A 3,157-nucleotide genomic window follows, 5' to 3' on the forward strand; every position below is an offset into this window, starting at 1 on the left:
GGGTCGAGTCCTGAGCGTTCGACGGCCTTCCCAGGACACTTCGAGCAGCAGCCGCTGCTGCGGATCCATGGTCACCGCCTCGCGTGAGCGAGACTCCGAAGAACGGGGCGTCGAACTCGGCCGCGTCGTAAGAGGAACCCGCCCTCGAAGCGGGCGCCGCTCCACGGCCCGTCGCCGTCGAAGGCGCCGAGGTTCCCAGCCGCGGTCGGCGGGGAAGTCCGAGATGGCGTCCCGGCCCTCGGCCAGCAGGTCCCACAGCTGCTCGGGGGTGTTCACGCCGCCGGGCAGCCGACAGGCCATGCCCACGATCGCCAGCGGTTCGTCGGCGGCCCCGGCCGGTGCCGCGGGCGGGGCCGGTACGTCCGGGGCGGACCGTTCACCGCCCAGTCCGGCCACCAGGTGTTCGGCCAGCAGCCGGGGGGTCGGGTAGTCGAAGACGACGCCGGTGGGCAGCGCCAGTCCTGTCTCGGCCGCGAGGTGGTTGCGCAGCTCCACCGCGGTCAGGGAAGTGAATCCGGAATCCCGGAAGGCTTTGTCCGCGTGCACCAGGTGCGTCGCGTTCGCGGACGGGTGCCCGAGCACGGCGGCCGCGCGCTCCCGTACCGTCTCCAGCGCCCGCGCGGCTCGCTCGGCTTCCGGGAGGTCGCGCAGCCGCGGCGCCGGTGCGCTGCCCTCGCGGGGCGCGCGCCGTGCGTACGGCAGCTCTTCCAGCAGTGGGGTCCGGCGCAGGCCGGAGGGCGGGTCCTGCGACGCGAGGTGCGATAGGTCGGCGACCACCAGCGTCGGATGCGGTTCGGTGACCGCCTCGGACAGCGCCGAGACCGCGAGCCGCGGATCCAGCCGTGCGAGCGCGACGCCGCCGGATGCTCCGGAACCCGGTCGGGCGGCCATGCCGGCGCCGCCCCAGCCTCCCCAGGCGATCGAGGTCGCGGGCAGGCCCCGCGCGTGCCGACGCTGCGCCAGCGCGTCCAGTGAGGCGTTGGCGGCCGCGTAGTTGGCTTGTCCGGGATTGCCCACGACCGACGACACGGAGGAGAACAGGACGAACGCCGACAGGTCCGCGTCCCGCGTGAGCTCGTCGAGCAGGAGGGCCGACGCGACCTTGGCACGGAACACCGCCGCGAAGCGGTCCGGGGTCAGCCGGTCGAGTACGCCGTCGTCCAGCACACCCGCCGCGTGCACCACCCCGGTCAGCGGCCGGTCGGCCGGGATGTCCGCCAGTACGGCCTCCAGCCCCGCCCGGTCCGCGGCGTCGCAGGCGGCGATGGTGACGTCCGCGCCCAGCTCGGTCAGCTCCCGGCGCAGGTCCGCCGCGCCCGAGGCGGCGGGGCCGCTCCGGCTGACGAGCAGCAGGTGCGGTCCGTCGCTCCCGGCCGGTCCGCGGGTGGCCGGCCCGCGTCGGGCGAGCGCGCGCGCCACGTGCGCGCCGAGCGCACCGGTCCCGCCGGTGATCAGCACCGTGCCGGACGGCTCCCACTCCGCCGCGGGGCGCGGGGCCGGGGCGGGCACCAGCCTGCGTACGTACGTACCGGACGGCCGTACGGCGACCTGGTCCTCGCCGTCCCGGCCCGCCAGTACCGCGACGAAGGCGGCGGCCGAGGGCTCGTTCAGCTCGGTGGGCAGGTCGATCAGGCCACCCCAGCGGTCCGGGTACTCCAACGCGGCCACGCGTCCCAGCCCCCACACCGCCGCCTGCGCCGGGCCGGACGGGTGCTCGGCGTCGTTCACGGCCACCGCGCCGCGCGTGACGCACCACAACGGGCAGTGCAGTCCGGCGTCGCCCAGCGCCTGCACCAGCGCGGCCGTGCGGACGAGCCCGGCGGGTACTCCCGCGTCGTCCGCTGATTCGTCCGCTGCCAGCAGGGAGAGCACCCCGGCCACGGACGGAAGACCGTCGGTCGCGGTGGTGAGGCGTTCGGCGAGGGCGGCACGGCCAGCGTCCCCAACTTCCCGGGCTTCGATGCGGACGGTGTCCGGCCCCAGGGCATCGGCGACGGTGGAGATCCAGTCCTCGTCCGGGCCGCCCGGCGGGGTGACGACCAGCCAGGTACCCGATGCCTTCCCGGCCGGGAAGCTCCGCCGCCGCCAGACCTCGCGGTGGCGCCACGAGTCCACGGTGGACCTCTGGCGGTGCCGGGTCCGCCACGAGGACAAGGCGGGCAGTACGGTGCGCAGCACCGCGGCGTCGGCGTCCAGGTCCGTCGCCAGCGATGCGACGTCCTCCCGCTCCACCGCAGCCCAGAACTCCGCCTCGGCGCCGTCGCCGTCCCGGACGGATGTGTCCGCGACCGGCGCGAACCGCTGGTGCTGGAACGGGTAGGTGGGTACGTCGACCCGGTGCGCGCCGGTGTCCGCGAACAGCGCGGGCCAGTCGACGGCCACCCCCGATACGTGGAGCCGCGCCAGCGCGGTCACGGCCGCGAGCTCTTCGCCGATGTCCTCGCGCAGCAACGGAACGACGACGGCGTCGGGCGCCAGGGACTCCTGGGCCATGGCCGTGAGGACGCCGTTCGGTCCCAGCTCCAGCCAGGCACCGGCGCCCTCGGCGGCGATCGCGCGCACCCCGTCGGCGAACCGTACGGTCTCGCGGACGTGGCGCACCCAGTAGTCGGGCGAGCCCAGCTCACCGGCGGTCGCGAGTCTCCCCGTCACATTCGACACGACCGGAACGCGCGGCTCATGGAACGTGAGCCCACCGACAGCCGCACGGAACTCCTCCAGCATCGGGTCCACCAGCGCCGAATGAAACGCGTGGCTGACAGCCAGTCTCCTCGTCCGGCGGCCCTCCAACCGCGCGACGGCCTCCTCGACCGCGGTCTCCTCGCCGGACAGCACCACCGACGACGGCCCGTTCACCGCCGCCACCGACACCTCACCGGACAGCAACGGCCGGACCTCGTCCTCAGCCGCCTCGACGGCCACCATCGCCCCGCCACCGGGCAGGCCCTGCATCAGTCGGGCCCTGGCCGCCACCAGCGCACAGGCGTCCGGAAGGGACAGCACTCCCGCGACATGAGCGGCCGCGATCTCACCGATCGAGTGCCCGGCCAGGTAGTCGGCCTTCAGACCCCATGTCTCCGCGAGGCGGAAGAGGGGCTACTTCGATGGCGAACAGAGCGGGTTGGGCGAAGCCGGTGCGGGTTCGGTTCAGCCGCTC

General features: G+C 74.7%; 1 protein-coding gene and 1 pseudogene. Both read right to left on the reverse strand.

The genetic code is table 11. The annotated features are described in order from the left end of the window. Positions 1 to 891: beta-ketoacyl synthase N-terminal-like domain-containing protein (locus tag SSOG_RS57340; protein WP_281048180.1), on the reverse strand; the 891-nt coding region annotated here is incomplete at its 3' end. Positions 892 to 903: 12 nt separating this feature from the next. Next, a pseudogene (locus SSOG_RS58245) lies at positions 904 to 3,157 on the reverse strand (SDR family NAD(P)-dependent oxidoreductase); the annotation flags it as partial.

This window comes from Streptomyces himastatinicus ATCC 53653 (assembly GCF_000158915.1).
GTDB lineage: Bacteria > Actinomycetota > Actinomycetes > Streptomycetales > Streptomycetaceae > Streptomyces > Streptomyces himastatinicus.